At 75.3% G+C, this 24,645-nt stretch carries 20 protein-coding genes; 10 read left to right on the plus strand and 10 right to left on the minus strand.

Annotated elements, in window-relative coordinates:
- Window positions 1-41: 41 nt before the first annotated feature.
- Window positions 42-398, minus strand: coding sequence for a PLDc N-terminal domain-containing protein (locus ACQFYA_RS04855; protein WP_499121930.1), 357 nt, complete (start codon window positions 396-398; stop codon window positions 42-44).
- A gap of 55 nt (window positions 399-453) precedes the next feature.
- On the opposite strand from ACQFYA_RS04855, the gene ACQFYA_RS04860 reads away from it, so the two are divergent.
- Window positions 454-762 (plus strand): DUF4229 domain-containing protein, encoded by a 309-nt coding sequence (locus tag ACQFYA_RS04860; RefSeq protein ID WP_499121932.1) that lies wholly within the window; start codon window positions 454-456, stop codon window positions 760-762.
- Here ACQFYA_RS04860 and ACQFYA_RS04865 read toward each other — a convergent pair.
- Entirely contained in the window at window positions 745-1,614 is an 870-nt protein-coding gene (locus ACQFYA_RS04865) for a 1,4-dihydroxy-2-naphthoate polyprenyltransferase (protein ID WP_499121933.1), read from the minus strand. The two genes, ACQFYA_RS04860 and ACQFYA_RS04865, sit on opposite strands and share 18 nt — an antisense overlap.
- Window positions 1,615-1,663: 49 nt before the next feature.
- Window positions 1,664-2,965 carry an AMP-binding protein gene (locus tag ACQFYA_RS04870; RefSeq protein ID WP_499121935.1) on the minus strand — a complete coding sequence of 434 codons (1,302 nt, stop codon included), beginning with the start codon at window positions 2,963-2,965 and terminating at the stop codon, window positions 1,664-1,666.
- Window positions 2,966-3,074: 109 nt separating this feature from the next.
- Between ACQFYA_RS04870 and ACQFYA_RS04875 the strand changes: the two genes are divergently transcribed.
- Both ACQFYA_RS04875 and ACQFYA_RS04880 read left to right on the plus strand, forming a co-directional pair.
- Window positions 3,075-4,196 (plus strand): DUF3048 domain-containing protein, encoded by a 1,122-nt coding sequence (locus ACQFYA_RS04875; protein ID WP_499121937.1) that lies wholly within the window; start codon window positions 3,075-3,077, stop codon window positions 4,194-4,196.
- A gap of 78 nt (window positions 4,197-4,274) precedes the next feature.
- Window positions 4,275-5,357, plus strand: a complete 1,083-nt coding sequence (locus tag ACQFYA_RS04880) for a DUF3048 domain-containing protein (RefSeq protein WP_499121938.1) — start codon at window positions 4,275-4,277, stop codon at window positions 5,355-5,357.
- A 12-nt stretch (window positions 5,358-5,369) separates the two neighbouring features.
- On the opposite strand, the gene ACQFYA_RS04885 is transcribed toward ACQFYA_RS04880, so the two are convergent.
- The 4 genes from ACQFYA_RS04885 to ACQFYA_RS04900 form a co-directional block, all read right to left on the minus strand.
- A complete protein-coding gene (locus ACQFYA_RS04885) occupies window positions 5,370-7,001 on the minus strand; it encodes an outer membrane protein assembly factor BamB family protein (RefSeq protein ID WP_499121939.1) in 1,632 nt (543 codons plus the stop codon).
- Window positions 7,002-7,092: 91 nt separating this feature from the next.
- A complete protein-coding gene (locus ACQFYA_RS04890) occupies window positions 7,093-8,703 on the minus strand; it encodes an outer membrane protein assembly factor BamB family protein (protein WP_499121940.1) in 1,611 nt (536 codons plus the stop codon).
- Window positions 8,704-8,812: 109 nt separating this feature from the next.
- Complete coding sequence (locus ACQFYA_RS04895; RefSeq protein ID WP_499121941.1) at window positions 8,813-9,805, minus strand: 1,4-dihydroxy-2-naphthoyl-CoA synthase; 993 nt, start codon at window positions 9,803-9,805, stop codon at window positions 8,813-8,815.
- Entirely contained in the window at window positions 9,802-10,797 is a 996-nt protein-coding gene (locus ACQFYA_RS04900) for a DMT family transporter (protein WP_499121942.1), read from the minus strand. The genes ACQFYA_RS04895 and ACQFYA_RS04900 overlap by 4 nt, the downstream gene beginning before the upstream one ends.
- A 110-nt stretch (window positions 10,798-10,907) precedes the next feature.
- Here ACQFYA_RS04900 and pdxR point away from each other — a divergent pair, with 110 nt between their 5' ends.
- A complete protein-coding gene (gene pdxR, locus ACQFYA_RS04905) occupies window positions 10,908-12,308 on the plus strand; it encodes a MocR-like pyridoxine biosynthesis transcription factor PdxR (RefSeq protein WP_499121944.1) in 1,401 nt (466 codons plus the stop codon).
- A gap of 163 nt (window positions 12,309-12,471) precedes the next feature.
- Here the strand turns inward: pdxR and ACQFYA_RS04910 are convergent, their stop codons facing one another.
- A complete protein-coding gene (locus tag ACQFYA_RS04910; protein WP_499127439.1) occupies window positions 12,472-14,181 on the minus strand; it encodes a BCCT family transporter in 1,710 nt (569 codons plus the stop codon).
- A 397-nt stretch (window positions 14,182-14,578) separates the two neighbouring features.
- On the opposite strand from ACQFYA_RS04910, the gene ACQFYA_RS04915 reads away from it, so the two are divergent.
- From ACQFYA_RS04915 to ACQFYA_RS04930, 4 genes are all read left to right on the plus strand, one after another.
- On the plus strand, window positions 14,579-14,746 hold the full coding sequence (locus tag ACQFYA_RS04915; protein WP_499121945.1) for a hypothetical protein: 168 nt from the start codon (window positions 14,579-14,581) through the stop codon (window positions 14,744-14,746).
- Between the two features lie 66 nt (window positions 14,747-14,812).
- Window positions 14,813-15,829, plus strand: a complete 1,017-nt coding sequence (locus ACQFYA_RS04920; RefSeq protein WP_499121946.1) for an o-succinylbenzoate synthase — start codon at window positions 14,813-14,815, stop codon at window positions 15,827-15,829.
- A complete protein-coding gene (menD, locus tag ACQFYA_RS04925) occupies window positions 15,826-17,655 on the plus strand; it encodes a 2-succinyl-5-enolpyruvyl-6-hydroxy-3-cyclohexene-1-carboxylic-acid synthase (protein ID WP_499121948.1) in 1,830 nt (609 codons plus the stop codon). The genes ACQFYA_RS04920 and menD overlap by 4 nt, the downstream gene beginning before the upstream one ends.
- Before the next feature lie 96 nt (window positions 17,656-17,751).
- Window positions 17,752-19,569, plus strand: a complete 1,818-nt coding sequence (locus ACQFYA_RS04930; protein WP_499121950.1) for a S1C family serine protease — start codon at window positions 17,752-17,754, stop codon at window positions 19,567-19,569.
- 553 nt (window positions 19,570-20,122) lie between these two features.
- Here ACQFYA_RS04930 and ACQFYA_RS04935 read toward each other — a convergent pair.
- The gene (locus tag ACQFYA_RS04935; RefSeq protein ID WP_499121951.1) at window positions 20,123-20,731 is read right to left on the minus strand and encodes a TetR/AcrR family transcriptional regulator; all 609 of its coding nucleotides are present in this window, start codon (window positions 20,729-20,731) and stop codon (window positions 20,123-20,125) included.
- A 153-nt stretch (window positions 20,732-20,884) separates the two neighbouring features.
- Between ACQFYA_RS04935 and ACQFYA_RS04940 the strand changes: the two genes are divergently transcribed.
- Together ACQFYA_RS04940 and ACQFYA_RS04945 are read left to right on the plus strand one after the other, a co-directional pair.
- The gene (locus ACQFYA_RS04940) at window positions 20,885-21,475 is read left to right on the plus strand and encodes a DUF6230 family protein (RefSeq protein WP_499121953.1); all 591 of its coding nucleotides are present in this window, start codon (window positions 20,885-20,887) and stop codon (window positions 21,473-21,475) included.
- Window positions 21,476-21,503: 28 nt separating this feature from the next.
- Window positions 21,504-23,102 carry a DUF6114 domain-containing protein gene (locus ACQFYA_RS04945; RefSeq protein ID WP_499121954.1) on the plus strand — a complete coding sequence of 533 codons (1,599 nt, stop codon included), beginning with the start codon at window positions 21,504-21,506 and terminating at the stop codon, window positions 23,100-23,102.
- An 85-nt stretch (window positions 23,103-23,187) separates the two neighbouring features.
- On the opposite strand, the gene ACQFYA_RS04950 is transcribed toward ACQFYA_RS04945, so the two are convergent.
- Complete coding sequence (locus ACQFYA_RS04950; protein WP_499121956.1) at window positions 23,188-24,603, minus strand: isochorismate synthase; 1,416 nt, start codon at window positions 24,601-24,603, stop codon at window positions 23,188-23,190.
- Window positions 24,604-24,645: the final 42 nt, after the last annotated feature.

The raw sequence follows: 24,645 nt of genomic DNA on the forward strand, positions 1-24,645 counted from the left end.
GAATTCCGCAGGGAATTCACGCCGTTTTCGTACCCACAACGTCAGGGGGCGTCGCCGTTGCCGCCGGACTCCCGCTCCCGGCGGCGCTTCTCCTGCTCGAGGCGCCAGAGGAACTCGGGGTCGTCGTCCGGGGCCACGGGGCCGGAGGGGCGCCGCGGGCCGGACGGGCGGGGGCGCCCCGACCGGCCGGACGGCCCGCGCCCGCCGGGCGCGCGGCGGCTCGCCTGCTTGACGACGATCCACGCGACGGCACCGAACACCGGCAGCAGCAGGATGATCACCGCCCACAGCCAGCGGGGGAGGCCGCCCCGCTCCTCCTCCTCGGACCCGGCGAGGTCGAGGAGGGCGTAGAGGGCGAGCCCCACCACGAGGAGCGGCAGGATCACACGCGCGAACATGCCCTCAGCCTAGTTGCGCGTCGGAGTGCTCAGGAATCGCGCCTACCCTGGACGGGTGCCCCTCGTCATGTACACCTTCTGGCGGATCCTGCTGTTCGTCGCCGCGCTCGGCGCCGGCTACCTGCTCGGCCTGCGCAGCTGGCTCCTCGTCCTCGTGGCCGCCGTGGTGGCGTTCGCCGTGTCCTATCTCGCGCTCGGCGGGCCCCGCGACTCCGCGGCGCGCTGGCTGGCGGAGAAGGAGCAGCGGCGCAAGGACGGCTCCGCCAAGCACGACGTGGACACCGACTACGAGGACGGTCTCATGGACCGGGAGTCCGCCGACGACCGGCGCGGGGGCGCCGAGCGCTCAGAGCGCGAGGCCTAGCCCCAGCAGCACCCCGTACGCGAGCTCGAACATGCCGGTGCCGGCGAGCACCTTGACCAGCAGCGGGCCCCGGGCCCCGGCCATCACCGGCGCCACGAGCAGCGCGGCGGGCAGCAGCAGCACCGTGACGAGCAGCGCCCACGGCGACCACGCCGCGCACACCATGCCCAGCACCACGGGCAGCAGGATGCAGGCCGCGTACCACCGCCGGGCCCGGTGGTCGCCCAGCCGCACCGCGAGGGTGCGCTTGCCGGCGAGGACGTCGGTCGGGATGTCGCGCACGTTGTTCACCATGAGCAGCCCGCAGGCGATCATCCCCACCCCGACGGCGCCCAGCACGGACGGCCAGGTGAGGAGGTCCGCCTGCGTGTACGTGGTGCCGAGCGTCGCGACGAGGCCGAAGAAGACGAACACCCCGACCTCGCCCAGGCCTGCGTACCCGTACGGGTGCTTGCCGCCCGTGTAGTACCAGGCGGCGAGCACGCACAGCACGCCCACGGCCAGCAGCCACCAGTGGCCGCTGACGGCGCACAGGGCGACGCCCAGCACGCCGGCGACGCCGAACGAGCCGAACGCGGCGCCCTTGACCCGCCGGGGCGGGGCGACGCCGGACGCGGTGAGCCGCAGCGGCCCTACGCGGTCCACGTCGGTGCCGCGCACGCCGTCGGAGTAGTCGTTCGCGTAGTTGACGCCCACCTGCAGGGCCAGCGCGACGCCGAGCGCGAGGACCGCCGGCAGCCAGCCGAACACGCCGACGTCGGCCGCCGCGCCCGACCCGATCAGCACCGGCGCGGCCGCCGCGGGCAGCGTGCGGGGGCGTGCTCCGGCGATCCACTCGCTCGACGTGGCCATCGTTCTCCGTCCGTCCGTGCGGCGCCGGGGCGTCGCGGCCGCGAGCAGGTCAGGCGTGCGCCTCGTGCTCGCGGACGAGGGCGACGACGCCGCTGCGGTCCACCTTGCCGGGACCGCGCAGGGGGAGCGCGGCCGTGCGATACACGCGGCGGGGCGCGGACGGCGCCCCCAGCCTAGTCGTCGCGGCGGACCGCACCCGCGCCACGTCGTCGGGCGCGACCGGTGCGAGCCGCGGCGCCCCTCCGGCATCGTGCGTGCCGGCATGCTCCTCATGGCGCAGGTGTGAGGACGACGTCAGCACGCTCGTTGCGGACGGGGCGGTGACGACGGCGACGAGGGCCTGGCCCCACTCCGGGTCGGGGACGCCGACGACGCACGCCTCGCCGCCGAGCAGCTCGCCGACGAGCGCCTCCACCGGCGCGGGCGCCACGTTCACCCCGCCCGTCACGACGACGTCGTCCGCGCGGCCGAGCACCTGCAGCGTGCCGTCGGGCGCCAGGCGGCCGAGGTCGGACGTGCGGAACCAGCGCGCGCCGTCGCCGTCCGTGCGGAACGCCGCGGCGGTGGCGTCCTCGTCGCCGAGGTACCCCTCCGCGAGGGTGGGGCCGCCGAGCTCGATCACCCCCACCTCCCGGGACCTGTCAGAGCCAGCGCGGCCCATACGCCCCTGTGGCTCTGACAGGTCGGCGGGGACGACGCGCACCCGCACGCCGCGCAGGGCGGCGCCGTCGTACACGCAGCCGCCGGCGGTCTCGGACATCCCGTACGTCGTCACGACGCGCACGCCCGCGTCGGCCGCCCGCCCGAGCAGCGCGGGCGGGGACGCAGCGCCCCCGAGCAGGACGGCGGCGCTGCGGGCCAGCGCCGCCAGGCCGCGGGGCGCGCCGTCGCGGGCCGCCTCGAGCAGGCGGTGCACCTGGGTGGGCACCAGCGACACGTACAGCGGGTCGTCGCCCGCCGCGTCGGCGGCGGGCTCCAGCAGGTCGGCGAGGCCGTCCGGGGTGAACCGCGCGGCCGGGTCGGCCGCCGTCAGCGGGGTCCCGGCGAGCACCGACCGCACCACGACCTGCAGGCCCGCGACGTGCGTGGGCGGCAGCGTCAGCACCCATCGGCCGGGGCCGCCGAGCCGCTCGTGCGTGGCCGAGGCCGAGGCCCGCAGCGCGTCCGCGGTCAGCGCCACCTCGCGGGGCGCGCCCGTCGAGCCGGACGTGCGCACGACCAGCGCCGTGCCGGGCGGCACCGGGCCGGCCGTGGTGCGGGGCAGGGGGACGACGGCGGGCCCGCCGTCGATGGCGTCGCGCACGGCGTCGCGGAGCGCACCGACGGACGGGGGGAGCGAGGGACCGGGCACCGCACCAGGGTAGGTCCGGGCCGGCGTGGGCCTGCCGTAGGGTGGTCCGGTCCCGGCCCGGGGAGATCGCGGGCCGACCGCCGCACGGACGTCGAGGAGGACGCCGACGATGCCCACGATGCCCGCGACCCCGGTTCGCCGCGCCCGCACCGCCCGTCGCGGGGCCGCCGCTGCGCTCGTCGCGCTCGCGCTGCTGGCCACGGCCGCCTGCGGCGTCGGGGACCCCGCCGCGCCGCCCACCGTGACCGCCGCCCCGGACGTCGCCGTGTCGAAGGCGACCCCGCCCGACCCCGTGACGCCGAAGCCCAAGCCGAAGCCGAAGCCCGTGGTGTGGCCGTTGAACGGCAAACCGACCGGCACGAAGAAGGTGCCGGCGCGGCCGGCCGTCGCCGTGAAGATCGAGAACTCCACGGCGGCGCGCCCGCAGAGCGGCCTCCAGCAGGCGGACACCGTGTGGGAGCAGGTCGTGGAGGGCGGGATCACCCGGTACGTCGCCGTCTACCACTCGACGCTGCCCGGCACCGTCGGGCCGGTCCGGTCGGTGCGCCCGATGGACCCGGCGATCGTCGCGCCGATGCACGGCATCCTCGCGTACTCGGGCGGGCAGCCGCCGTTCATCCGCGCGGTCGGCAAGGCCAAGGTGCAGTCCGTGACGATGGACAGCGGCGACCCCGGCTTCCGGCGCAGCGGCGACCGGCTCGCGCCGCACAACGTCTACGGGTCGGTGAAGAGCTTCGCGAGGCAGGCGAGCAAGGGCCGCGCCACGCCGCCGCCCGCGCAGTTCTCCTATGCGGCGAAGGTGGGTCAGGGCAGCGCCGCGCAGAACGACCGTAAGGGCCACGTGGCCGACGTCCGGCTCTCCCCGGCCCAGCGCACCGTCTGGCGGTGGAAGGCGAAGACGAAGACCTACGCGCGCTACGACGGCTCGCAGCCGTCGATCTCGTCCGGGTCGCAGCTGCGGGCGCGCAACGTGCTCGTCCTGTCCGTGGCGATGAAGAACACGAAGTACCGCGACCCGAGCGGCGCCCCGGTGCCCGAGACGCAGATGGTCGGGTCCGGCAAGGGCGTGCTCCTCACCCGCGGCAAGGCGCTCAACGTCGACTGGTCGAAGAAGAAGACGGGCAAGAAGATCGTCCTGACCACGCGCGCCGGCGACCCCGTGACGCTCGACCCGGGCAACCTGTGGGTCGAGCTCGTGCCGCGCGGCAGCGGGTCGTGGCGGGTGCGTTGACGCCGGATCGGGGTCCCCGCGGCATACGGTGAGGGGCGTGTGACCGCGCCCACAGTCCGCTGTCCCCGGGAGGACCGCATGACCGCAACGCCCCGCCCGCACCACGCCCGGCCCGTCGCGGCCCGGGGAGCCGCCGTCGTCCTGGCGCTCAGTACCGCCCTGGCGCTCGGTGCGTGCTCGTCCTCCGGCGGGTCCCCGTCGCCGACGGTGACGCCGGGCAGCACCGCCGACAAGGGCGCGCCGCCCTCCCCGGAGGCGCCGTCGGCCTGGCCGCTCACGGGCGTGCGGTCGGAGGACGTCGCGGCCCGCCCCGCGCTCGCCGTCAAGGTCGAGAACGCCCCCGAGGCGCGGCCGCAGACCGGGCTCGAGGACGCCGACATGGTGTGGGAGGAGGTCGTCGAGGGAGGCATCACCCGGTTCGTCGCGGTGTTCCACTCGAAGCTCCCGGAGACGGTCGAGCCCGTGCGGTCCGTGCGGCCCATGGACCCGACGATCGTCGCGCCGCTCGACGGGATCCTCGCGTACTCCGGCGCGCAGGCGCCCTTCATCGCGGCGGTGGAGAAGTCCGGCACGCAGTCCGTGATCATGGACCGCGGTGACGCCGGGTTCAGCCGCGACCCGAACCGCTCCGCGCCGCACAACGTCGTCGGCGACACGCAGGCCTTCCTCGACCAGGCCGACGGCGACCGCACGGCGCCGCCGCCCGCGCAGTTCCGGTACGCGGCCGAGGCCGGCAAGGGCACGGCGAGCGCCGACGGCTCGAAGGCGGCCACCGTCGACGTGGTGATGAGCCCCGCGCAGCACAGCGTCTGGGACTGGTCGGGCAAGCAGAAGCAGTGGCAGCGCAGCGAGGGCTCCGCGGAGTCCGTGTCGACGTCGGGGAAGCGGCACGCCGCCACCAACGTGCTCCTCCTGTCCGTCGAGGTCGTGGACACGAAGTACAAGGACCCGGCCGGCGCGCCGGTGCCCGAGTCCAAGGTGGTCGGCAAGGGCAAGGGGGTGCTGGCCTCGGGCGGCAAGAGCGTCACCGTGCGGTGGTCGAAGAAGGACCAGGCGTCCCCGGTGGAGCTGACCCACGACGGCGAGCCCGTGGAGCTCGACCCCGGCAGCACGTGGATCGAGCTCGTCCCGAAGGACACCGGGAGCTGGAAGATCTCCTGACCGCGAGCGCCGTCAGCCCAGGCCGCCGACCCGCTCCCCGGTGGCCACGAGGTGCCCGCCGACGGAGCTCAGCCCCCACAGGTCGCCCTCGCCGGGTCGCTCCCACGCGGTCGAGCCGTCCCGCAGGTCGAGGGCGACCAGGCGGTGGCCCGACCGGGTCTCGCCGGTCTCGGCGTCCATAACGCTCGACGCGAGCGCGAGCAGGAGCCGCGTGCCGTCGGTCGCGACCCCGACGACGTACTCGCCGTGCTCGGGGTCGGCGTCGATCGCGTCCTCGAGGCGCCACCTCTCCTCGCCCGTGGCGGCGTCCAGCGCCGTGATCGTGTCCTCGCCGGTCACGACCACCGTGTCGCCGACGCGGGCGAGCTCGGTGACGCTCGTGAGCCAGTGCGTCCAGACGGGCTCGCCGTCGTCGCCGACGGCCGCGAGCGCGGCGGACCCCTCGCCCGCGGAGCCGAGCATCGCGAGCACGGGCCCGTCCGGCGCGGTGTCGACGACCAGGGGCGGGGCCCAGCCGTCGATCGTCGTCCGGGTGGCGCCGTGCTCGTCGAGGAGGTCGCTGGTCTCGCCCTGGAGCACGTACCCGCCGTCGGTCGTCGCGGACAGCATGCGCGAGCCGTCGCCGACGTCGATCACGTCCCCCGACGGCGTGACGGCGCGCGTGATGCCGCACAGGCTGAGGGTGGTCGCCCACGGCAGGGCGTCGATCCAGGGCTGCACGTCGATGCCGGAGCCGCCCAGCCCGTCCTCGGCGACGCCGCAGCCGTCGACGTCCTCCGCCGTGAGGCGGATCGTCACCTCGGCGCGCACCTCGCCGGTGAGGGCGTCCTCGACGCGCAGGGTCGGGTCGGACCAGCCGGCGTCGTGGAGCGCGCGCAGGGTGTGCGCCGCGTCGTCGCCCTCCTGCCAGGGGACGCTCACCGCGGAGGAGCCTCCGTCGAGCATGGCGACCGCCCCCGCGGCGGCCGGCATCGCGAGGGGCCAGAACATGCTCACCTCGAGGTCGGCGTCGGCGGAGGCGTCGAGCTGACGTTCGCCGACGACCTCGCCCGACGGGTCGAGCACGGTCACCGTGGTGCCGTCGCTGCCGACGCAGACGACGGTCTCCGAGGGCCTGGCCCAGTCCGCGGCGGACCAGGGGGTGGGGCCGCACTGGGCCCCGTCGTCGAAGCGGTGCTCCCACAGCGTCCCGCCCGTCGCCGCGTCCACCGCGGAGACCGACGTGCCGTCGCCGAGCACCAGCACGCCGTCCGGGAGGGCGGCCGCCACGGCGCTGGTCGGGGGGAGCGTCCAGGTCGGCGTCACCGGCTCGGACAGGTCCCCGACGACGCCGGGCATCCCCTGGACGGCCTCGGCCCGGACGCGCTGGTCGCGCGCGTCGAGCAGCCCCGGGGTGACGGCCGCGGTGGCCGCGGCGAGCACGACGACGGCGGTCCCGGCCGCGACCGCGACGTGGCCCCGGCGCGACAGCCGCCGCCAGCGCCCGGCGGCGCGCTCCCGGACCGCGACGACGCCCCGGCGCGCGCCCACGTCGTCGTCCCCGCCCGCGCCGGCAGGGACGGGGTGCGCGTCGTCGTCCCGCTCGTCGTCGGGCACGAGCTCGAACGTGGCCATCGGCTCGGGACGACGGAACCTCGGGCGCATGCCCGGAGGCTACCTGCGGCGGACGCCGCGCGACGCCGGAAGCGGCCCGCGCACCGGGTGAGATGTCGTGGGGCGGGGCGCGGCGTCGCGCTCAGCCGAACCCGCGCACGGACTGCCACGACGCCGAGACCACGACCGGGTGTCCGTCGGCGGCCACGAGCCTGCCCAGGGCGCCGCTGACCTCCTGCTGCCAGGCGACACCGCCGTCGCGGGCGTCCAGGGCGATCAGCCGGTGCGGCCTGTTCTCGCCGCCGATCCCCAGGAGCACGCGGGTGCCGTCCGTGACGGCCCCGACGACCTGGTCGCCCGTCCCGTCGGGGGCGACGTCGACCAGCTCGCCGGCGTCCCAGCGCACGCTCCCCGTGTCGGCATCGAGGCCGACGATGCCGTGAGCGTCCGCCACCACGACGGTGCCCGCCAGCCGTGCCGCGACGACCGAGAACCCGTCGGAGGGCCGCGACCACAGCCGCTCTCCGCCGCGGGACGTGGCGACGAGGGTGGCGTGCTCGAGGTCGGAGCCCGCACCGGGCACCACGGAGATGAAGGCCCCGCCGTCGTCGTCGATCGTCGGAGGGACGGCCCAGCCCGGGACCGTGACGATCTCGGCGCCGGCCGCGTCCAGGAACCTGCTCGACTCGCCGAGCACCACCGACCCGCCGCCGGGCAAGGGCTGGGAGGCCCCGTCGGTCGACGTGAGGTCGAGGACGTCCCCGTCGGCGGTGATCCCGACCGCGACGTTGCACACGTGGAGCACGGAACGGGTGGACGAGGTGTCGAGGTACGGGAACGGCTGAACCTGGGGCTCCGCATGGCCGTCCTCCTGGAACGTCCCGCATCCCGCGACGTCGGACGCCCGCAGGCGGGCCGTGGCCCCGGCGACCAGGTCGCCGGTCGCGACGTCCTGAACCCGGAGCGTCGGGTCGCGCCACCCTGCGTCACGCAGAGCGCGCAAGGTCTCGCCAGCCGTGCGGTCCTCGGCAGCCGGCACCGTGACGAGCGGGGCGTCCTCGACGACGGCGAGCGTCCCGTCCGGGCCGGGCCACACCGTCGGCGCGTGGGACGACCACTGGACCATGGGGTCGTTCACCTCGCCCAGCTCCCGCGTGCCGAGCACCTGTCCGGCGGAGTCGAGCACCGTGGCCGCCCGGCGGCCCGGCTCGCCACCAAGGCACACCGCGAGGTCGGGCGGATCCGCCCAGCCGGTGGAGAAACCGGGGTCGGGCCCGCAGGTGGGGGTGGCGCCGACCTCCTGACGCCAGAGCGCGCCGCCGTTCGCGACGGACGTCGCCACCGCCTCCGTCCCGTCGGTCGTGACGAGCACACCGCCGGAGAGCATCACGAAGGTGCCGTCGTCGCCCACCGGGACCTCCCAGGTGTTCGTCAGCGGCTCGGACAGGTCCCCGACCACGCCGGGCAGCCCCTGGACCGCCTCCGCGCGCAGCCGTTGGTCGCGGGCGTCGAGGAGCCCGGGGGCCACGGCAGCGGTGGCCGCGGCGAGCACGACGACGGCGCTGCCGGTCGCGACGAGGACGCGGCCCCGGCGGGACAGGCGCCGCCACCGCGTGGCGGCCCGCTCGCGGAGCGTGGGCCCGGCCTTCTCCTCGCCCTCCGGCCCGAGCGGCCCGTCGGCGTCCTCGCGCTCGTCGTCCGGCACGAGCTCGAACGTGGCCATCTGCTCGGGGCGACGGGACCTCGGGGGCATGCCCGGAGGCTACCCGGCCGATCAGAGGTCGAGGTGGCGTCGGTGTCCCACCGCGAACGTGGCCGTGCCGGCGTCGGCGCTCAGCACGGTGGTGCAGACCGGCCGCAGGTCAGAACGCGTACGGGAAGCGGGACCAGTCGGGGTCGCGCTTTTCGAGGAAGGCGTCGCGGCCCTCGACGGCCTCGTCGGTGAGGTACGCGAGGCGCGTGGCCTCCCCGGCGAAGACCTGCTGCCCCATGAGGCCGTCGTCGGCCAGGTTGAACGCGAACTTGAGCATCCGGACCGCCTGCGGGGACTTGCCCGCGATGGTGCGCGCGTACTCGATCGCGAGGCCCTCGAGGTCGTCGTGGTCGGCCACCTCGTTGACGCCGCCCCAGCGCTCGGCGTCGTCGGCGGAGTACTCGCGGGCGAGGAAGAAGATCTCCCGCGCCCGCTTCTGCCCCACCTGCCGGGCGAGGTACGCCGAGCCGTAGCCGCCGTCGAACGAGCCCACGTCGGCGTCGGTCTGCTTGAAGCGGCCGTGCTCGCGGCACGCGATCGACAGGTCCGCCACGACGTGCAGGGAGTGCCCGCCGCCGGCCGCCCAGCCGTCCACGACGGCGATCACCACCTTGGGCATGGTGCGGATGAGGCGCTGCACCTCGAGGATGTGCAGCCGCCCGGCGCGGGCGGGGTCGACGGCGTCGGCGGTCTCACCCAGGACCTCGCCGCCCCCGGCGGGGTCGTCGACGGCGGTCGTGTACTGGTAGCCGGAGCGCCCGCGGATGCGCTGGTCGCCGCCGGAGCAGAACGCCCAGCCACCGTCCTTCGGCGACGGGCCGTTGCCGGTGAGCAGCACGGTGCCGACGTCGGACGTCATGCGGGCGTGGTCGAGCACGCGGTACAGCTCGTCCACGGTGTGGGGGCGGAAGGCGTTGCGCACCTCGGGGCGGTCGAACGCGACGCGCACCACGGGCAGGTCGCGCACGACGGCGCCGTCGGCGTCGCGCTCGACCCCGCGGTGGTAGGTGAGGTCGGTGAGCCCCTCGAACCCGGAGACCTCGCGCCAGCGGGCCGGGTCGAACGTGTGGGACACGGTGCGGGGGAGGGGTGCGCTGCTCACGCGGTCACCCTAGTTCGTCGGCGTGGTTCGTCGGCGTGGTTCGCAGGCGTGGTTCGTCGGCGCGACGACAGCCCCAGCACGAGCCCCGACGCCACGACGACCGCCCCCGCGACGCCGTGGACCGTCGGATTCTCGACGCCGAGCGCGAGGGAGGTCACGAGGGCTGCGACGGGCATCAGACCGGCGAAGAGCCCGGCGCGGGCCGGGCCGACCCGCGCCAGCCCCGTGTACCAGAGCAGGAAGGCGACCGCGGTGACGACGACGGACAGGTAGACCAGGGCGGCGAGCTCGCCGCCGCCGGGGACGGCGAGCAGCGGCCCGGGCACGAGCAGGCCGAGCAGCAGGAGCTGCGGGACCGCCGCGACGCAGGCGTACGCCGAGACGCGCAGCGGCCCCAGCGTGGGCAGCAGCGGCACGGCGAGCAGCGAGAACGCCGCCTCGCACGCGAGCGCCCCGACGGCCAGCAGGAGCCCGAGCGGGTCGGCGGACCCGACACCCTCGACGAGCGCCACCCCGGCCGTCACGACGACCGCCGCCGCGAGCGTCCGGGGCGCGAGGCGCCGCTCGCGGACGGCCTGCGTCGCGGCCAGGACGACGGGCGTCGCGCCCACCACCGCCCCCACCAGCGAGGGCTCGGCGTGCCGGGTGGCGAGGACCACGAACGCGCTGAACCCGGTGAGCCCCGTGGCGGCGAGCGCCAGGAGGCGGCCCGCCTGGCGCGGGCTGGGCAGCACGAGGGCGACCCGCCGCCACCGCATCACGGCCAGCAGGCACAGGGCGGCGACGGCGTACCGCACGGCCTGCCCGCCGAACACCGGGAAGTCGGCGAGCGCGGCGGAGGCGGTGAACGACGCGCCGACGAGCGCCATCGCGGCGGAGCTGCGGGCGTACGCGGCGGTCAGCCCGTCCGGGGCTCCCGGTGGTCGAGCCTGTCGAGACCCGGGAGAGGTCGGTCGGTCGGCGTCGACGGAGGCTGTCGAGGAACGCGTCATGCCTGCGACGCTACGAGCGCGCTGGACCGGTGGGCAGGGCCAGTTCGATCCTGGTTCACTGGGCCAGATAAACCAGAGCGGCCAGATGACCAGATGAGGAGCGTGACGCGATGAGGCGGCTGCAGCCGGAGGACCTGCTCCTCGTGCTCGGCGCCCGCCCACGGACCGAGGTCGGCGCCTGGCTGCGCGACGGCCTGCGGGATGCCGCCGCGTCAGGGCGGCTGGAGCCCGGCACGGCTCTGCCGTCGTCGCGCACCGCGGCAGCAGGGCTCGGCGTCTCGCGGGGCACGGTGGCGGCGGCGGTGGACGAGCTCGTGGGGGAGGGGGTGCTCGTGAGCCGACCGCGCTCGAGCGTCGTCGTCGCCGACCTCGACCGTCGCCCGCGCGGCCCGGCGCCCGGCCCCGCGCGCTCCGGCCCCGGGGCGGGGCGTACGGACAGCGTCGGGGCGCCCGACCCGGCGCTCTTCCCGCGCGCGGCCTGGGCGCGCGCCGTGCGGGACGCGATGCGCGAGCTGCCCGACGCCGAGCTGGGCTACCCGGACCCGCAGGGCCTGCTCGGGCTGCGCCAGGCGCTGGCGGCCCACCTCCGTGCCGCGCGCGCCGCCCCGGTCGAGGCCGATGACCTGGTGATCGTGAGCGGCGTCGCGCAGGGGCTGGCGCTGCTGGGTGAGGTGCTCGGCGAGCGGCCTGCCGGGCGTCGGGTGGTCGTCGAGGACCCGGCGTCGCCCGGGGTCGTCGCGCAGCTGCGCGACGCCGGTCTGGAGGTCGTCCCGGTGCCCGTCGACGAGCGCGGGCTCCGGACCGACGCGCTGCCCGACGCCGCGGCGGCCGTCGTGACCCCGGCCCACCAGTTCCCCCTCGGGGTCGTCCTGGCCCCCGACCGGCGTCGCGAGCTCGTCGCGTGGGCGCGAGACGGCGGTCGACTGGTGCTGGAGGACGACTACGACGCCGAGCTCCGTTACGACCGGCAGCCGGTCGGCGCGCTGCGGGGTCTGGACCCGGAGCACGTCGCGCTGCTCGGCTCGGTGTCCAAGCTGCTGTCCCCGGCACTGCGGCTGGGTTGGGTCGTCGCGCCGGCCGGGGTGCGGGAGGCGCTCGTCGACGCCAAGCGCCGCGCCGACCTCGGCTGTTCGGTGCCGGAGCAGGCCGCGTTCGCCCGGCTGATCGCCGACGGTGCGTACGCGCGGCACCTGCGCCGGGCCCGCCTGACGTACCGCCGCCGCCGGGGGGTTCTGCTCGACGCCCTGGCTCGCGACGCGCCGCACCTGGTGGTGGAGGGCGTGGCGGCGGGCCTCCACCTCGTCGTGCGCCTGCCGGACGACGACGCCGAGGCCCGGGCGGTGTCCGCGCTGCGCGCGTCCGGCGTGCCGGCCGAGCCGTTGTCCGGCACGTCGACACGCGCCGGGGCCCGGGGCGTCGTCGTGGGCGCCGCGCGGGTGCAGGGGGCCGCTGTCCCGCGGGTCGTCCAGATCCTGCGGTCGGCCGCAGGTCTCGCGGAGTCTCGTGTGTAGCTCGCTTCAGATCAAGGCGAAGAGTGCTTCACGGTCGCGGACCCGATCGCGGTGTTCGCCTTCCGGCCGCTGCACCGTGCCGTGGTCCCCGCGGCCCGCGAGCTGCACGACGTGCTGTCCGCCACCGGGCGCGACACGCCACCGGCTGACCGCCGAGCGACCGCTACTCGGCGTCGCGGTCGGCCCCGCCGGCGGCCTCCACGCGGGCCGCCACGTCGCCAGGAAGATCGACCTCGTCGGGCACCTCGACGCCGTCGGGAGTGATCGGCCGGTCGGAGGGCTCGACCGCGATGGCGAACTCGTCCCCGTGCTCGGTGACGCCGGCGATGACCGCCTGCTTGACGGCCTCCCGGGCGTACTTCGCCCGGACGATCATCGGGTCCTGGTTGAGGTCTCGGGTCAGCGAGACCATCAGCAGCACCATCACGACCACGAACGGCAGAGCGACCAGGATGGTGAGGTTCTGGAGGCCGGTGAGCGCATCGTTCCCGCCCACGAGCAGCATCACCGCGGCGACCGCACCTGTCGCGACACCCCAGAAGATGACGTTGGGACGACTCGGTTCGGCGCTGCCGCGCTGCGACAGCGTGCCCATCACGATGGAGGCGGCGTCCGCCCCGGAGACGAAGAAGATCGCGACCAGGATCATCACGACCACGCTGGTGAGCGACTGCCACGGGTACTCGCCGAGCATCCCGAACAGCTGCGCCTCCGTCTCCCCGGCGCCGGCGATGTCGGTGCCGCCCTTCTGGAGGAAGAGGCTCGCGCCACCGAAGATGCAGAACCACACGATGGTGACCAGGCTCGGCACCAGGAGGACACCGCCGACGAACTGGCGGATCGTCCGGCCGCGGGAGATCCGGGCGATGAACATGCCGACGAAGGGCGTCCAGGAGATCCACCAGGCCCAGTAGAAGACGGTCCACTGCGCCAGCCAGTCGCTGGTGGAGACACCGCCGGGGGTGGCGGCGCTGTCGGCGCCGGTCCGGGCCGCCATCATCGCCAGGTCCTGGAAGTAGGTGCCGATCGAGTTCGGGACGAGGTTCAGGATGAACACCGTCGGCCCGACCACGAAGACGAACACCGCCAGCGCCAGGGCCAGCACCATGTTGATGTTCGACAGCCACTGGATGCCGCGGGCGACGCCCGAGACCGCCGAGAGCACGAAGCAGACCGTGAGCACCGCGATGATCGCGACCAGGACGCCGTTGCCGACGTCGCCGGCCCAGCCGACGACCTGCAGGCCGCTCTTGATCTGCAGCGCACCCAGCCCGAGCGAGGCGGCCGACCCGAACAGCGTCGCGAAGATCGCGAGCATGTCGATGACCTTCCCGACCGGGCCGTGCGCGTGCCGGCCCAGCAGCGGCTCGAACACCGAGGAGATCAGCTGCTTGCGGCCCTTGCGGTAGGCGCTGTAGGCGATCGCCAGCCCGACCACGGCGTAGATCGCCCAGGGGTGCAGCGTCCAGTGGAACATCGTGGTGGACATCGCGTGCTGGACGGCCTCGGGGTCGCCGGCGTCGACGGTGCCCGGCGGCGGGTCCACGAAGTGGGCGAGCGGCTCGGCGACCCCCCAGAAGATCAGCCCGATGCCCATCCCGGCGGAGAACATCATCGCCACCCAGGACACCGTGCGGAACTCGGGTGCCTCGCCGTCGGCGCCGAGCGGGATGGCGCCGAACTTGCTGATCGCCAGCCACAGGCTGTACACGACGAACAGGCTGGCGGTCAGCACGAAGAGCCAGCCCATGTTCGTGGTCACCCAGCCCAGGGCCGAGCTGGAGGCGCTCGCCAGGCCGTCGGTGTCGACGAAACCCCAGACGAGGAAGGCGACGGCCACGGCCGCGGTGACGCCGAAGACGATCCAGTCCATCGGACTGCGCCGATGCTCGTCGATCCCGATCGGGTAGTCCAGGGCAGGGTGTGGCACGACCTCGGCGGTCGGAGACCTGAGCGCGCGCCCGACCCTGTCCGCAGCGTCATGCGCATGCCGCCTCGCGCCACGCTGCTCGACCTTGCCCGATTGCTCGTTCACTGCGTAACCCCGTCCGTGTCTTTGACGTCAGCTCCGTGTGACCCAGGTGGGACGGGGTCCGACGGTGTCGCACCTGGCCCTCCTGTGCAACCGCTGCGGGCCACCCCGCACGTCGTGGGCAAGCCCGGGCGACGGCGCGCGCTGCTCCACCACTCCGGAGCACGGGCTCGCTCCCGTCGCGGCACGCCCGGCGCACTTCCCGACCGAGCGGCGCGCGCGGGCGCACGCTGGAGGCATGAGCACGCGGGAGACCGAGGACGACGTGGTGGACCCGGCCGACGTCGCGCACGAGATCTTCGTGTACGACGCCGAGACGGTCCGCCGCGACGCGCAGCGCATCGGTGGCCGTCCCGCTCCGAGCCCGCTGACGTTCGAGCCGGAGCTGGTCGAGTTCACCGACTGACCGCGGGAGCGCCGCAGGGCGGGTCTCCCGGCGTCCTCGCACGTCCGCGCCGCGTAACCTGAACGCGTGCAGCTCCTCCGTGAACTGGTGTACCGCACCCCGCTGACCACCCGGTTCCGCGGCCTCGACGTGCGCGACGGCGTGCTGCTGCGCGGCGACGCCGGCTGGGGCGAGCTGTCGCCGTTCTGGGACTACGACGACGCCGAGTCGGCCACGTGGCTCCGCGCCGCGCGGGAGGCGGCCGACGTCGGCTTCCCCGCCCCGGTGCGCGACCGGGTCCCCGTCAACGTCACCGTGCCGGCCGTCGGCCCCGAGCGGGCGCGGGAGATCGTGCTCGCGTCGGGCGGCTGCCGGACGGCCAAGGTGAAGGTCGCCCAGCGCGGCCCCGGCGCCGGTGGGCGGCCGGGCATCCTCGAGCCCCTCGGGGACGAGGAGGCGCGCGTCGCCGCCGTCCGGGCCGCCCTCGACGAGCTGCACGGGCCCGGCGTCGGCGCGATCCGCGTGGACGCGAACGGCGGGTGGACCGTCGAGGACGCGCTGGCCAGGATCCCCGTGCTCGACGCCGCCGCGGGCGGGCTGGAGTACGTGGAGCAGCCGTGCGCCACCGTCCCGGAGCTCGCCGCCGTGCGGCGCGGGCTGCGCTCGCCCGTCCCCGTGGCCGCCGACGAGTCGATCCGGCGCGCCGCCGACCCCCTGCGGGTGGTGCGCGAGGACGCGGCGGACGTCGTCGTGCTCAAGGTGCAGCCGCTCGGCGGCGTGCGCGCGTGCCTCGACCTGGCCGAGCAGGTGGGGCTGCCGGTCGTGGTGTCGTCCGCGCTGGAGTCGTCGGTCGGCCTCGCCGCCGGCGTGGCGCTCGCGGCCGCGCTGCCCGACCTGCCGTACGCCTGCGGCCTCGCGACGTCGCAGCTCCTCGTGCACGACGTCGTCGCCGAGCCGCTGCTGCCGGTGGGCGGCGCCCTGCCCGTGCGTCGCCCAGACCCCGACGCCGACGCCTTCGCGGCGGCCGAGGCCGACCCGGACACGCGCGACCGCTGGCTCGCCCGCTACGCGCGCCTCGCCGCTCTCGTCGAGGAGGCCGCGTGAGCGCCGTCCTGCCGCCGTCGGTCGTCGCCGCCCGCGCCGTGGTCACGGACCTGGCGCTGCAGGGCGTGCGCGACGTCGTGCTGGCGCCCGGGTCGCGGTCCGCGCCGCTCGCGTACGCCCTGGCGGAGGCTGCGGGCGCCGGGCGGCTCACCCTGCACGTGCGGGTCGACGAGCGGTCCGCCGGGTTCCTCGCGCTCGGGCTGTCGCGGGGCGCCGAGCCGGTCGTCCGCGGGGCCGGGGACGACGACCGCACCGAGCATCCCCGGCCGGTCGCCGTCGTGACGACGTCCGGCACCGCGGTGGCGAACCTCCACCCGGCCGTGCTCGAGGCGCACCACACGGGCGTGCCGCTCGTGCTGCTCACCGCGGACCGGCCGCACGAGCTGCGCGGCACCGGCGCCTCGCAGACCACCGACCAGGTGGGCCTCTTCGGCACGGCCGTCCGGTACTCCGTCGACGTGCCCGCTCCCGACGGGCGCGACGGCGAGGTGCGCGATCTGCTCGGCACATTGGGCCGCGCGCTCGCCGCCGCCCAGGGGCTGCGCGACGGCCACCCCGGCCCCGTGCAGGTCAACCTCGCGTTCCGCGACCCGCTGCACCCGCCCGAGCCGCTGGTCCCGCTGCGGCCGGAGCAGACCTGGCCGGAGGCCTTCCGCCGCACGACCGTCGTCCCGCCCGCGCCCGCCCCCGGCGACGACCCCGCCCTGTACGGCGACCCCGCGCGCACGGTCGTCGTCGCGGGCGACGGCGCCGGACCGGTCGCGCGCGCCGTCTCCGAGGCGCAGGGGTGGCCGCTGCTCGCCGAGCCGTCGTCCGGGGCGTGCGGCGGGCCGAACGCGGTCGCGGCCTACCGGTCGGTGCTGGGGGTCGAGGAGCTGGCCCGCGACGTCGAGCACGCGGTGGTCTTCGGGCGGCCGACGCTCTCGCGCCCCGTGCAGCGCCTGCTGGCGCGCCCGGACGTGGCCGTCACGGTCGTCGCGCCCGGCGGCGGGCCCTGGCCGGACGCCGCGCGCAACGCCGAGCGGGTCGTGGCTCGCCTCGCCGACCGCTGGTCGTCGCCGTCGGCCCACGCGGGCGCCGACGACGGCGCGTTCCTCGCGCGCTGGCAGGCCGCGGGCAGGGCCGCGGCCGCCGTCGTCGACGCCGCGACCGGTGACGACGCCGTCGCGGGGGGCCTGCTGACCGCGCCGCACGCGGCGCTCGCCGTCGCGCGCGCCGTCGCCTCCGTCCTCGGCCCCGACGACGTGCTCGTCGTCGGCTCGTCCAACCCCGTGCGCGACCTCGACCTGGTGCTCGGTCTCGACCACCCGCAGGCGGGCGACCTGCCCGAGGTGCTCGCGAACCGCGGGCTCGCCGGCATCGACGGCACCGTCTCGACCGCGACCGGCGTCGCGCACGCCGCGGCCCGGCAGGGCCGCCGCACGCGCGCTCTCGTCGGCGACCTCACGTTCCTGCACGACGTCGGCGGCCTGCTGCGCGGCCCGCACGAGCCGTCGGTGGACCTGGAGGTCGTGGTGGTCAACGACGACGGCGGGTCGATCTTCGCCACCCTCGAGCACGGCGAGCTGGCGGCGTCGTCCGCGGGCGGGTCGGCCACGTTCGAGCGCGTCTTCGGCACGCCGCACGGGGCGAACCTCGCGCAGCTGTGCGCGGGCTACGGCGTGGACCACCAGCTGGTGCTCGACGTCGGGTCGCTGCGCCACGCGCTGCAGGCCCCGACCCGCGGCGTGCAGGTGATCGAGGTGCGCGTCCCGCGCGCCAACCGGCTCACCGAGACGCGCGACCTCGCCGCGCGGGTCGTCGCGGCGGTGAGTTCGACGCTCTGACCTGCGACGACGTGATTCGCAGGATGTTCCCAGGTTGAGCCAAGGCCCGCACCAGGATCGGGTGGTGTTCTGGGGTCACACATCGAGGAGGGCACCATGAGCACCGACACCCCGGGCGCACCGCAGCCGTCGGGCGCCGACGAGCCGAACCGGAACGCGACTCCGTCGACGGAGCAGCCGACCGAGCCGACCGCGCAGCCCACTGCCGAGCGCGCTCCGCAGCCGGACACGCAGGACACCCAGCACCTCACCGTGCAGCCGACCCAGCAGCTGCCGACCTCGTCCGCGCACCAGCCGGCGCAGCCGCCGGCCGGCCAGCAGCCGACGCAGCAGCACTCCACCCCCCAGCAGGCGACCGCACAGCAGCCCCGCTACGGGCAGATGGCCCCCGGGTCGCCGTACTACGCCCAGCAGCAGCACCCGCAGGGCCAGCCCACGCAGCAGTACCCGCCGCAGGGGCAGTACCACCAGCAGCAGGGGCAGCAGCCGCCGCAGCAGCAGCGGCCGTACGGCCAGGGCGGCGGCCCCGGCGACCCGTACTCGCTGGGGCAGTCTCCCGCGCAGCCGGGCGAGCCCGCGGGCGGCGGCGTGAAGGCGCAGCGTCAGCGGTCCGTCTGGGTCCCGGTGACGAGCGCGGCCGTGATCGCGGCGGTCCTCGCGAGCCTGGGCACCGCGGCGGCGACCGGCGCGTTCGACGCCGGCGACCCGTCGTCGCTCGCGAGCGTCGGCACGTCGTCCTCCCACTCGAACGACGAGGCACCGGTCAAGAACTCCACGTCGAGCAACCCGGACTGGGAGTCCGTCACGACGGCCGTGTCCCCGTCCGTCGTCGCCATCCAGGTGACGAGCCAGGCCGGCGGCGCCGAGGGGTCCGGGGTGGTCTACGACGACAAGGGCCACATCCTCACCAACAACCACGTCGTGTCGGGCGCTCAGAACGACACGGTGCAGGTCACGCTGTCCGACGGCCGCCTGTACGAGGCGAGCATCGTGGGCACCGACCCCACCACCGACCTGGCCGTCGTCCAGCTGAAGAACCCGCCGCAGGACTTGCAGCCGGCGTCGTTCGGCAGCGCCGACGAGGTGCAGGTGGGCGACGCCGTGCTCGCCGTGGGCAACCCGCTGGGCCTGGCGAACACCGCCACCACGGGCATCGTCTCCGCGCTCGACCGACCCGTGTCGGCGTCGGGCGAGGACGGCAGCACGCAGGTCGTGACCAACGCGCTCCAGATCGACGCCGCGATCAACCCGGGCAACTCCGGTGGGCCGCTCTTCGACGCGCAGGGCCGGGTCATCGGCATCACGTCGTCGATCGCCACGCTCTCGGGCGGCGCGAGCAGCAGCCAGTCCGGCTCGATCGGCCTCGGGTTCGCCATCCCGGTGGACCTTGCGGCCAACATCGCGGACCAGCTGATCGACGACGGCACCGCGGAGCACGCCTTCCTGGGCGTGACCATGCAGGACGCGACGGCCACGGCCGACGACGTCACGCGCCGCGGCGCCCAGGTGGTCGAGGTGTCGTCCGGGTCGCCGGCCGCGGACGCCGGCGTGAAGGCGGGCGACGTCATCGTCGCGATCGACGACGACGCCGTGAACGGCGCCGAGTCCCTCACGGCGTACGTGCGGGAGAAGGCGGCCGACCAGAAGGTGACGCTGACCTATGTCCGCGACGGCAAGACGCAGAAGGTGGACGTGACCCTCGCCGTGCGCGACGAGTCGGCCACCACCGGCCAGGGCAGCCAGGACCAGAACGGCGACCAGAACGGCCAGGGCCAGGACCAGAACGGTCAGGACCAGGGTCAGGACGGCCAGGGCCAGGAGGGTCAGGGCGGCAGCTCCGACTCGACCGACCCCGGCAATCTGCCCAGCTGGCTCGAGGACCTGCTCCAGGGCGGCAGCGGCAGCAACAACTGAGCCGCGGCCGACCTCCACGATCAGCCCCGCGGGACGCGACGAACTCCCCCTCCCCGTCGCGACCCGCGGGGCTTCGCCGTGCCCGTCGGTCGAGCCTGTCGAGACCACGGACGGGTTTCGACGGGCTCAGCCGGCGGTGGGTTCCGTCGGTCGAGCCTGTCGAGACCATGGACGGGTTTCGACGGGCTCAGCCGGCGGTGGGCTCCGTCGGTCGAGCCTGTCGAGACCACGGACGGGTTTCGACGGTCTCGACCAGCGGCGGGCTCCGTCGGTCGAGCCTGTCGAGACCACGGACGGGTTTCGACGGGCTCAGCCAGCGGCGGGCTCCGTCGGTCGAGCCTGTCGAGACCACGGACGGGTTTCGACGGGCTCAGCCAGCGGCGGGCTCCGTCGGTCGAGCCTGTCGAGACCACGGACGGGTTTCGACGGGCTCAGCCAGCGGCGGGCTCCGTCGGTCGAGCCTGTCGAGACCACGGACGGGTTTCGACGGGCTCAACCAGCGGCGGGCTCCGTCGGTCGAGCCTGTCGAGACCACGGACGGGTTTCGACAGGCTCAACCAGCAGCGGGGTTCGCCGGGCGCAGTGCGGCGAGGACGCCGAGGGCGCTGCTCTCGAGGAAGTCGGCGAGCTCGGAGGCGGAGATCTCGGGGTCGGTCGCGGCCTCGACGAGCGCCTGCTCCGCGAACGAGATCCAGGCGTGCAGGGCGACCTCCAGGAGCGGGGTCGGTGCGACGCCGATCTCCTGGAAGGCGTCGCGCAGGTGCCCGGCGAGCACGTCCCGCGCGTGCTGGATGGTGGCGCGCACGTGCTCGTCGCCAGAGGCCGCGCCGCGCACCAGCGAGTAGAAGGTCGCGTCGTGGTCGTGCACGAACTCCACGAACCGGTCGAGGGTGTCGCGCAGGCGCTCGCGCGGTGGCAGCTCGGCGCGGGGCTCGGTGGCGTGCAGCATCGCGTCGCGGGCGGTGCGCACGATGGCGGAGTGCAGGCCCTGGCGGTTGCCGAAGTAGTAGTGCACGAGGCCGGGAGAGACGCCGGCCTGGGCGGCCAGGTCCTCCACCGTGACGGCCTCGAGCGGGCGGTCGGCGAGGGCGGCGACCCCGAGCGCGACGAGCTGCTGACGTCGTTCGTCGGGGCTCATCCGGGTGCGTCGCGGTGCTGCCATGTGCCGAGCATATGGCCGTTCCGGCAGGTGGCGGGCACGCCTGCCGTGCCCTCCGGACACGCTGCGGACCGTTATTGACGGCGCCTCAGTAAGGGGCGTACCGTCACGACTCGTCGGCGACACAGGGGTCGCCAAGTCGTCTGTGGAGGGGAAATGAAGCTCAGCGCACTGACGCGCACGCGCCGAGGCCGTGCCATGCTCGCCGCGGTCCCGACGGTCGCCGTCATCGGCGTCCTCATGGGCGGCGTCGCCCAGGGGGCGGTCCCGGTGTCGATGGCCATCTCGGGCCAGCAGTTCAAGATCGCGGCCGACTCGCTCGAAGGCACCGGCTTCTCGCAGTACGCCGGCCAGGCGAAGGACGCGGACGGCAAGTCGCAGCCCGTCGCGATCGCGAACATCAAGGACGCGACGCTGCACAACCTGTGCCAGTCGGTGAAGGTGCCCGGCATGCCGCTCGGGCTGCTCATCTCCGCGGGCACGAACCCCAAGAACCCGGTCAAGGCGACCGACCTGCAGATCGGCATGAGCGACCTGCGCGGCACCGCCACGTTCAACCAGATCCGCATCGGGGTCGACGCCTCGACCGTCAACACCAAGGCGCACGGCAGCAAGGGCGACTTCGCGATGGACTCCGACGCGATCGACATCCAGAACCTCAAGCAGGTCTCGTCGAGCACGTCGGCCGCGGTCTTCAAGCTCACCGACCTGCACCTGAAGGTCTCCGACGGCACCGAGTGCTTCTGAGCCGCCCGGGAGCCAGGGAGGAGTCCGCGTGAGCGACGAGAACGCCTCGGTCCCCGAGGCGCCCCCCGAGGTGCCGGCCACCCGCCGCCGGCGGTTCGCCGCCTGGCGGCGGGACCGGCCCTTCTGGGGCGGCGCCCTGACCGTCCTGGCCGGGGTGGTGCTGTGGTTCTCCGGCCGGCTGCAGATCGACAACTTCGAGATCCAGCTCGGCATCGAGGGCATGCAGTCCACGCTGCTGCCGGTGGCGCTGGTGCTGCTCGGCGTCCTCGTGATGCTGCAGCCCCAGTTCCGGGTGTTCTACGGCGTCATCGCGCTGGCCATCTCGGTCTACTCGCTGCTCGGGGTCAACCTGGGCGGGTTCGGGATCGGCATGGTCCTGGGCGTCGTGGGTGCCATCCTCGCGGTGTCCTGGTTGCCCCGCCCCGCCGGGGCCGAGGCGGCCGCGGGGTCGACCGACGACGAGGCGGGCGACGACGCGGGCGCGACGCCCGAGCCGGCACCGCAGCCGGCGGCCGCGGGCGCCCCGGGCGCCTCCGACGAGCAGGACGCCGGGTCGAACACCGAGGCCTTCGGCGAGCTCCTGCCGTTCGACGACGAGCCGGCCAGGGGCGGGCGGCACGCGGCCGTGGTCGCCGCGGTCGCCGTGCTCGCGCTCGGCGGCACGGGCGCGACGGCCACGACCCAGGCCGCGGGCGCCGTGCCCGCCCAGGTGAGCGCGGCCTCCGACTGCTGGGACCCGCTCGGGTGGCTCGAGTGGGCCTGCGGCAGCGACGACGACCCCGAGGCGACGCCCAGCCCGTCGCCGTCCGCGACGGGCGACGCGGGCACGGACGACGGCGCGACCGACGACGGTGCGGACGACGGCTCCGGGACGGTCGACGAGCCCTCCGGGGACACGGGCGCCGGCAGCGACGACGGCGCCGCGGACGGCCAGGCCGGGGACGCGTCGGGCGGGACGACGGACAAGGCCGACGGCCAGGGCGACACGGCCGACGGCCAGTCCGACGACCAGTCCGACGACCAGGGCGACAAGGCCGACGACGGGAAGAAGCCGACGGACGAGGAGGCCGAGGAGTCCGTCGAGAAGGCGGCGACGCTCGAGCTCGGCCCGTGCGCGCGGATCACGTTCGGCGGCGAGTTCGACATCAACATCTCGCTGCCGGGGGACTGCGGCAAGCGCGAGGACGCGAACGTGTTCTCGCTCGACGGCGACCTCGAGACGCGCGACCTGCAGCTGCCGCTCACCGGCATCAACGGGATCGACGTGGTGAACGTGCCGGTCACGAACGACGGCCCGCGGCGGGACGCGCTGCGGCTCTCGGTCGACTCCGTGAAGGTGCCCGGGTTCTGGCTCAAGACCTACGCCGACAACGACGGCACGCTCGGTGGCACCGTCACCGACGCCGACTACGTGTCGATGGAGGGCAACGCGCAGATGTACATCTCCTCCATCCACGCGAACCTCCCCGACGGCGACGACCTCGCGGAGCTGGGGGAGAACCTCGGCGACGGCGCGTCGCTCGTCGAGATCCTGCTCGGCCTCGTCGACGCGCGGATCGGGCTCATGGGCGCGACCTCCGACGTCCAGGTGTGGTCCGACTTCCGCGAGCAGGTCTGGGAGGAGTAGCAGCTCCCGGCCCTGCGGCGACGGCGCCGGGCGACGAGGAAGGGTCCTCGTCGCCCGGCGTTCGTCGTGCCGGTCGTGCCGGGGATCAGTCCCCGCCGAGCGCCCAGCGCATCGGCTCCAGCTTGGCCTCGGACTCCGCCAGCTCTGCCTCGGGGTCGGACGCGGCGACGATGCCGCAGCCCGCGAACAGGCGCACGTGCCGGGGGTCGGCCGGCGAGAGCTCCGCCGACCGCAGGGCGATGCCCCACTCGCCGTCGCCGTCGGCCCCCACCCAGCCGACGGGGCCGGCGTAGCGGGAGCGGTCCATGCCCTCGATCTCGCGGATGAGGTCGCGCGCGACGACCGTGGGCGTGCCGCACACGGCGGCCGACGGGTGCAGCGCGGCGGCGAGGGTGAGCGACGACGGCGCGCCGTCCCCGCCGTCCGACGGCACGCGGTCCAGGACCCCGGTGACGTCCGACGCGAGGTGCATGACGTTGGGCAGGTGCAGCACGAACGGCGCGTCCGGCACGTTCATCGACGAGCAGAAGGGCTCGAGCGCGCGCGCCACGGAGCGCACCGCGTACTCGTGCTCCTCCAGGTCCTTGGAGGATCGGGCGAGCTGGGCGGCGTGCAGCAGCGCGTCGTCGTCGGACATGCCCGCCTCGCGGCGGATGGTGCCGGCCAGCACGCGGGACGTCACGAGCCCCTTCTCGCTGCGCACCAGCAGCTCGGGGGTGGCGCCCACCATGCCGGACACCGAGAAGGTCCAGCAGGCCTCGTAGCGGTCGGCCAGGCGCCGCAGCAGCCAGCGCGGGTCGACGGGGCGCTCCGCGGTGGCGAGCACGTCGCGGGCCAGCACCACCTTCTCGAGCGCGCCGGACTGGATGCGGGCCACGCCCTCGCGCACGACGGCGGGCCAGTCGTCGGCGGCCACGGCCCCGTCGGCGAACCGGACGCGGCCGGGCGCGGGGACGGGGGTGCGGGGCTCCCGGCGGAGCGCGTCGGCGCCGGGGGCGTCCTCGAGGCTCGCCCGCGGGGAGATGGTGGTCATCCAGGTGACTCCGCCGCGACGGCCCACGACCACCCGTGGCACCACGAGGGACCCGTCAGGCCGCCCCGGGCCGACGTCGTCGCCGTCCTGGTCGTCGAGCTGGCCGGCGTCGTCGAACGCGAACGTGCCGAAGGCGACCGGCCCCGTGCCGGGGAGGCGCACGTCGTCGCGGACCACGGCGCGCTGGAGGGTGGCCTGCCAGGCGGCCTCCGCGTCGGCGAAGCGGCCCGGGCCGAAGGTGTCGAGGCGGAGCGCCTCGCCCCAGCCGACGATGCCGTCGCCGCGCCGCACCCAGCTCAGCGGGCGGGCGTCGGGGAGGAGATCGACGAGGGCGGTGAGCCCGCCGGGGAGGTCGTCGATCCGGGTGGTGCGGACCAGGAGCGCGAGGGGCTCGGTCGCGGGATCGGAGGCGGTGCCGGTGGTCGTGCCCGGGAAGGGGCGCGGTGCCGGCAGAGGCGTGGCGGACATCGGCTCCAGGGTACGCCCGGCGGCCCGCCACGCCCTGCTCAC

The organism is Promicromonospora sp. Marseille-Q5078 (assembly GCF_050315395.1).
In the GTDB taxonomy this organism is placed as follows: domain Bacteria; phylum Actinomycetota; class Actinomycetes; order Actinomycetales; family Cellulomonadaceae; genus Isoptericola.